This is a genomic window from Antribacter gilvus (assembly GCF_003946865.1).
GTDB classification, from domain to species: Bacteria; Actinomycetota; Actinomycetes; order Actinomycetales; family Cellulomonadaceae; genus Antribacter; species Antribacter gilvus.
The window spans coordinates 1-7,002 of record NZ_QXTH01000027.1; the positions used below are offsets into that span (position 1 = coordinate 1).

The 7,002-nt window shown below is 67.5% G+C and carries 4 protein-coding genes; 2 read left to right on the forward strand and 2 right to left on the reverse strand.

Features of this window, described 5'->3' with window-relative positions:
• Positions 1-543 precede the first annotated feature (543 nt).
• Positions 544-726 (forward strand): excisionase family DNA-binding protein, encoded by a 183-nt coding sequence (locus D1350_RS23270; protein ID WP_240644301.1) that lies wholly within the window; start codon positions 544-546, stop codon positions 724-726.
• Positions 727-909: 183 nt separating this feature from the next.
• Here the strand turns inward: D1350_RS23270 and D1350_RS23275 are convergent, their stop codons facing one another.
• Positions 910-1,896 carry an Abi family protein gene (locus tag D1350_RS23275; protein WP_240644302.1) on the reverse strand — a complete coding sequence of 329 codons (987 nt, stop codon included), beginning with the start codon at positions 1,894-1,896 and terminating at the stop codon, positions 910-912.
• 342 nt (positions 1,897-2,238) lie between these two features.
• On the opposite strand from D1350_RS23275, the gene D1350_RS23280 reads away from it, so the two are divergent.
• Positions 2,239-5,040 (forward strand): polysaccharide lyase 8 family protein, encoded by a 2,802-nt coding sequence (locus D1350_RS23280; protein WP_125778449.1) that lies wholly within the window; start codon positions 2,239-2,241, stop codon positions 5,038-5,040.
• A 1,096-nt stretch (positions 5,041-6,136) separates the two neighbouring features.
• Here the strand turns inward: D1350_RS23280 and D1350_RS23285 are convergent.
• Positions 6,137-7,002: SDR family NAD(P)-dependent oxidoreductase (locus D1350_RS23285; RefSeq protein ID WP_206074657.1), on the reverse strand; the 866-nt coding region annotated here is incomplete at its 5' end.

Genomic DNA, 7,002 nt, shown 5'->3' on the forward strand with positions numbered 1-7,002 from the left:
CGACGCCGTCACCACCGCCGCCGACCCCAACACCATCGCAGGCGACCTCCTGGACTGGATCAACCAACGCTGACCCATTCCGAAACACGCCCTAGGTGGATGCCGCCCGGGAGATGAATCGCAGGTGTGATAGCCAGAGTTGTCGCACTCGCTGGGCTATGGCGACGAACGCGTGGGGAAGCCGCGGCAGAACGACCACGGACGTTGCGGCAATACAGCCACCTGAGGGCGTTGATCTGCCCTGATGCGACTGGGGGGAGGCCCTTGCGGACCGTGAGTCCGCGGGGCCTCTTCGTCTTGCGGCGCGTGATCTGCAGCGTCAAATGTGAGGGAGTTGCAGTTAGTGCAGATAGGAGCCTGGGATGAGTGACCTCCTCGCGCGGGATGCCGCCGCGGTACATCGTGCGCTTGAGCGGGACGGCGACGACGTGGCACTGTCGATCCACCGGTCAACGGCCGAGCTGGTCGCGGCTCTCCTGGATGCACACGCTCACGGAGCGCCGGCGGAGGTGACGCCCAGCCGGGCGGCGGAGCTTGCTGGGGGTGTCGCGTCCGCACGTGCGGCGGCTCATGGACCGGGGTGAGCTGCCGTTCCGGATGGTCGGCTCGCACCATCGGCTGCCCCTGGCTGCGGTCGAGGAGTTTCGGGAGCGTGAGCGTGCGCGTCGGGCGGAGGCGCTGGCCGATCTGGCCGAGCTCCAGAACGAGCTGGGCCTGACGGAGTGACCCGCACCGGCCGGCCGCGGGTCGTGCTGTCCGATGCGAACGTCCTGTTCTCCCGCGTGTTGCGCGACTAAGGGTGGCGGTATGCGGCCTCGCGGGAGCCGACTGCGCGGTGTCTGCGCCATCTGGGATCATGGAATCGACGTCTCCGACTTCATTTGCAGCACTGGCTCACGGACCGTCAGGTCAGCCGCGCCAGAGGTCGAGCGACTCCCAACCCTGCGGAGTCCCCATCGACGCGATCGTCAGGGCATGCGAGGCCGGGAACTCCCGCAGCAGCGCTGCCAGCTGCTTCGCCCAGTCCGAGTCGGCGTCGATAGACGGCAGGATGTAGGCGATCACGGCGAGGGCGTTGTAGGTCCCGAAGACGCCCTTGGCCGTCTTCTCGTCCCGCAGGTGGTCGAGGACCGGGATGTGCCCCGCCTTCGGACGGGCCGGCGCGTGCTGAAGCTTCCTGTTGAACAGCCTGGAGTGGTGCGCCGCGACGTTGCGGACGTAGTTCAGACTGGCGAGCCAGCTGGTCATGATCTTCTTTGTCGGGACTCTGAACGCCAGGGCGATCTCCTCGGCGTCCTTCTGGTGCATGCCGCGGTAGAGGACGGAGAGGTGGCCCAGCTCGAGGATCTCGGTGAGCGCCCAGACCGGCATGCGGTCGTCGTACTTCTCCCGGAAATGCTCGACGAACTGCTCGTCGGAGCCGGCCTTCCTGTCGTTGACGCGTTGGAGCCACTGCACATGCCTGCTCGGCGCGGGGCCCTGGGCGTTGGTGCTCTCGGCGGTGAAGGCCTCGGTGAAGCAGCTCGGGTCCTCGTAGGAGAAGGGGGACCTCTTGCCGAGCACGTAGCCGATCCGCATGCGGACAGCGACCTCGATGCGCTCGACGCCGTCCATGACCAGCATGCGCAGCCGCCGGTCGAAGTCGATGATGTCCTCGGCGTGCCGCAGTGTTGTGCCCGCCCGGTAGTCGCTGAGCACGCGGATCCGCGTGCGGCACTCGTCGTCGATGTACTGCTCGGACTCGCGGAACGGGTAGAGGTAGCCGGTGAGGCGGTAGTAGCCGACCGCCTGCAGGACCGACGTGGCTCGGCCGCGGTCCTTGATCCCGATTCCGTGCCCAGACAGCCGGTCGATCTGCTCGTCGACGGACAGCCACGGCTTTGCGTACTCCGCCATGGTCCTCCCTGGAAAAGAAAATCAGCCCGCGCCTTGCGGCAACGGGCTGATCGTGATGGAGCGAGAGTAGCACGACGGAGCCTGTCTCGGCTCGAGGTCGTAGTCGCGCTCTGCGAGGTGGGCAGTCATCCGGACCGGCCGTTCGAACACTCGTATTCCGACACATCACCGACACTTGGCGGTGGTGGTGTCGGAAGGGGGAGGCGCCGCAATCTTGGACCACGGCATCAACGTCGAGGAGGAGCCGGCGCCGGTGCGGCTGGCCGAGCGCGGTTGGTGACGACCGCCTGAACGGCTGAGCGGGAGGCCCCGCGGACTTCGTGTCCGCGGGGCCTCTTCATCTTGCGACGCGCGATCTGTGGGCGCCGGGCCCAGGACCGATACCAGGCCGGCTCGCCCGAGATTTGTCCCGTCTTGGTACCGTATGTCCGCACGGACGGGCGCACGGGCCAGGTTCGAGACCACTGCCGCAGTCGGTGTCTCGAGCCGATTCAGCGCGCGTCCCGGTCGGCGCTGCCGCGCGCGCCGTTGCGACGGCAGTCGCACGTGGCCAGGTCAGATCCTCGTCAGCAGGGAGTAACCATCATGAATGCCGTGTCTCGTCGGTCCGTCCTGATCGGCGCCGCCGCCCTGGCCGCGGCGGCCGCAGCCGGGGGCAACCTCGTGTCAGCGGCACCCGCGCGTGCCGCGACCGTCACCGATATCGCGAACCTCCGCGGCCGGTGCATCGACGTCATCACCGGACGGGCGGAGATGAAGCAGACCCCGGAGGTATTCACGACAGCGCTGAGGGGCCTGATCGCCGAGGTGAACGACTGGGTCACCAAGATCGAGCCAGACCTCGCGAACCGGAAGAAGGTGTTTACCGACGACGACTTCGACCCACGGAAGAGAGGCGACGGCAAGGCCGCATTCAACAGCCGCGCCATCACGGACACCTACGAGCGGCTCGCCACGATGGCGCAGGTCTGGGCCACCCCGAGCATCCCTGGCGTCGAGAACCCCTACTACAAGGGCAACGAAAACAGTGACCTCCCCGAGATCCTGCTCAACCACATCAGGGACGGCCTGTACACCGGCCACTCGCACTACTACCACAAGGGTCAGACCGTCTTCAGCGAGCACTGGTGGGACTGGGAGATCGGTACGTCCCAGCAGCTGGTGAAGGCCCTCGTGCTGATGGGCGACCAGCTCAACTCGACGCGGTTCGCGTACTACGCGGAAGACCTTCGCTTCTTCGTCCGTCACCCCGACAGGCTGAAGGCCGTGCCCGGGTACGTAGAGTGGTACAACAACCACCCGGATTTTGATGGCACGTACACGGAAAAGGATTCGACCGCCTACAACCGAGCCGCGTTGGCTCACGTGGCGATTCTGGAGGGCGTCGTCATCGGGTCGGTCACGCGCATCGACACGGGTGTTACAAGCGCACTGGGCGCTTTCGAATGGGCAAGCCACCTGCCCGCGAGCGAGAACACCGACCTCGCCGACGGCATGTGGGCGGACGGCTCGTTCCTCCAACACCAGAACGTCGCGTACAACGGCGGCTACGGCAGTGCGATGGTCTCCCTGGGCGCGGAGATGTTCGTGGAGCTGGCCGGTTCGCCCTGGGCCTTCGCCGCGGATTCGTCGATCCGGAATCTCATCCCGTTCGTCGACCTCGGGCTCATCCCGGTTGTCCACGACTCGCGCATGATGAGCTTCGTCAGGGGGCGCGAGATTGCCCGTCCCAAGTCGAGTGAGGGCGGCAAGGGCACGGGGGTGATGGTGTCGATGCTGCGGCTGGCCGAGTCGGGCGCCGTGCAGGACGCGGCGACGGCAGCCCGGTGGCGGGGAACGATCCAGGGCTGGCTCGAGCGGCGGATCAGCAACGGCGGGTCGGACCCGCGCAACAGCGCCAAGATGGAGAGCGTGGCGCTGTTCGACCGACTCGCGAAGAGCGGCGTCGCCGCGCTGCCCGAGCCGGACGGCAGCGTCATCTACCGCAACATGGCCCGCGCGGTGCACCGGCGCAACGGCTGGGCGTTCGCGATCTCGATGAACAGCGAGCGGATCGCCCGCTACGAGGCGGACGCCCGTGAGAACCTGCATGGCTGGCACACCGGCGACGGCATGACGTATCTGTACGACAAGGATTACGACCAGTACCACGACGGCTACTGGGCGACGGTGGACCCGTATTCGCTGGCCGGTACGACCATCGACAAGCACGTCATCGCGGACGGCGCCGAGCGCCAGATGTCGTCGAACAGCTGGGCCGGTGGCGCGGTGCTCGACGGTCGCTACTCCGCCGTGGGCATGGCGCTGCGCTCCGGGGACGAGAACCTCTCCGCGCAGAAGACCTGGTTCTGCCTCGACGAGATGATCATCTGCGTGGGCACCGGCATAACCGGCACGAACCCGGATCCCACCCGCACCATCGTGGAGAACCGTAAGCTGCACGACGGCGAGAACGTGGTCACCGTCGGCAACGCCGGCACCGAGACGCAGGTCACACAGCCCGGCAGCGGCTGGTTCGACCAGCCGCGGTGGGCGCACATCGACGGCGGGGACGGCAAGCGCGTCGGCTATGTCTTCACACAGCGCGCGGAGCGCCGCCTGTTCGTCCGGCGCGAGACCATGACCGGCCGGTGGAGCGACATCACCGAGAAGGCCGATCCGACCGACCCGGCTATCACGAACAACTTCGCGATCCTCTCGCTCCACCACGGCATCCGGCCCAGCAACGACATGTACATCTACATGGTGGTCCCCAACGCCACCGTGGACCGCACCAGGCAGCTCTCCACGACGTGGAACGACGACGTCACGTTTCTGGGGCACAACACCGACCGCTGTGGCATCCAGCAGCAGAGCAAGGGCCTGCTCATGGCGAATTTCTGGCAGCCGGACACGCTCGGACGGGTTACTGTCGACGGACCGTGCTCCGTCATCGTCCAGGAGAAGAACGGCGTTCTCACGGTTGCCGTGGCCAACCCCCGGCGCAACGCCGCGACGATCCGCGTCACCGTCACGGGCGCCAGCGGCTTCAGCCAGGTCCGCAAGGACAGCGGGGTCACCGTCGCGTCGACCGGGGCGACGATCGTGCTCGACATCGCCGCAGGTACCCTCGGCAAGACCTACTCCGCCACCTTCGCCCGCTGACGGTCATGACGGACAATCTTGGACCACGCCATCAACGTCGAGGAGGAGCCGGCGCCGGTGCGGCTGGCCGAGCGCGGTTGGTGAGGTTCTGTCCTGAGGGTGTTGATCTGCCCCGATGAGACTGGAGAGGCCCCGCGGACTGCGTGTCTGCGGGGCCTCTCCGTCCCGCGGGAGACGGGATTGAGTGATCGCTGTCGATCGGCTGCGGTCGAGGAGTTCCGGGAACGTGAGCGTGCGCGTCGGGCCGAGGCACTGGCCGATCTGGCCGAGCTCCAGAACGAACTGGGCCTGGCGGAGTGACCCGCCCCGACCGGCCGCGGGTCGTCCTGTCCGATGCGAACGTGCTTTTCTCGCGCGTGCTGCGCGACTACCTGCTCTACGCAGCAGACCGGGAACTCATCACGCTCCTGTGGAGCGCCACGATCCTGGAGGAGACGACCCGGCACCTTCCGGGGAGGTCGACGGGTTCACCGCCGGAATCAACGTCGAGGAGGAGCCGGCGCGGGTGCGGCTGGCTGAGCGCGGTTGGTGACGGGTTTTCCTGAGGGCGTTGATCTGCCCTGACAGGATTCGAGAGGCCCTGCGGACTTCGTGTCCGCGGGGTTTCTCCGTCGTGTGGACGTCGGGCCCAGGCTGACGGGCGGAGGTCCGGCAGATCGACCGGCTGATGGGGGCAGAACGGCCGTACCAAGTGCGGCAGAACGAGCAGTTTCTTGCGGCAGAACGACCACCGAGGTTGCGGCAAAACATCCAGCCCGTGAGCGGCAATACGACGGAGCGTGTGCGATGCTCGTTCCGACGAGCGAACCATCCTGACGGTCCCCGGAGTCGTGTGGACCGTGTCGAGCGACACCCGCGCGACCGGCCGGCTCAGGACGAGCTCCGCGAGGGAGTCACCCGCTACCTCGAGTGTCTCCGGAGCCGGGGCTTCGGCACTTACCTCGGCGACCTCAGGCGTCACCGGGATGCTGTCCACGCCGGAGTTCGATGACACCTGGCCGGGAAGATCGACGGGTTCACCGCCGAGCCGGGTGCGCGGCTCATAGCGGCGCGACCATGGCCATTGCGGCCCACGGCGCCTGACGGATGGGCTCCGTCATCCCTCAGCCTTCTGGCTGAGCGGCGCCCAGGCGAGGCGCTCCTCCCGGCGGGCCGCCTCCCGTTCCTCGACCAGCTCGAGCGAACGTGCACCCACCACCAGGCGCCGCGGCGGGTCGTCCGCGGCAACCAGCTCCAGCAGGATGGGCGCCGCGGTGGCCGGGTCGGGATCCTCGACGCCGTCCCAGAGCTCGGCGAGCCGGGCGCGTACAGGGTCGTAGGCTGGATCCGGCTCCGTAGCCGTCGTTCCACGGGTGAAGAGATCGGTCGCATATCCGCCCGGCTGCAGGCTCGTCACCCGGATGCCGGTGTGCTCGACCTCCATCGCGAGCGCCTCGGTGAGCGAGTCCAGAGCCGACTTGGCCGCCGAGTAGAAGCCCACCGCCGAGAAGCCGCCACCGGCTCCCATCGAGGTCACGTTGACGATCCGCCCGGACCCCTGAGCCCGCAGGTGCGGCAGCACCGCTTGGCAGATCCACACCGCACCGAACAGATTGACGTCGAGGTGAGCACGGATCTGCTCCTCGGTCGCCTCCTCGACCATGCCGTAGAGCATCTGCCCGGCGGTGTTGACCACGATGTCGATCCCCCATTCGGCGGCGACCTCGTCGACAAGAGTGCATACGCCGCCGCGGTCGGTGACATCCAGCGACCGCAGCATCAGACGACCCGGGTGGGCCTCCCTCAGGTCGGCCAAGGGGCTGATGTCGCGGGCTACCGCAACGACCCGGTCGCCGCCGCCGAGCGCCGCCTCAGTGAAGGCGAGCCCTAGGGCCTGTCCTGTGAATGGCCTGGTCGGTGGTTCGGTAATGTCCGGGTTGTGGGTGTTGGTCGGGGTGAGTTGACGGATGCGGCGTGGGCGCG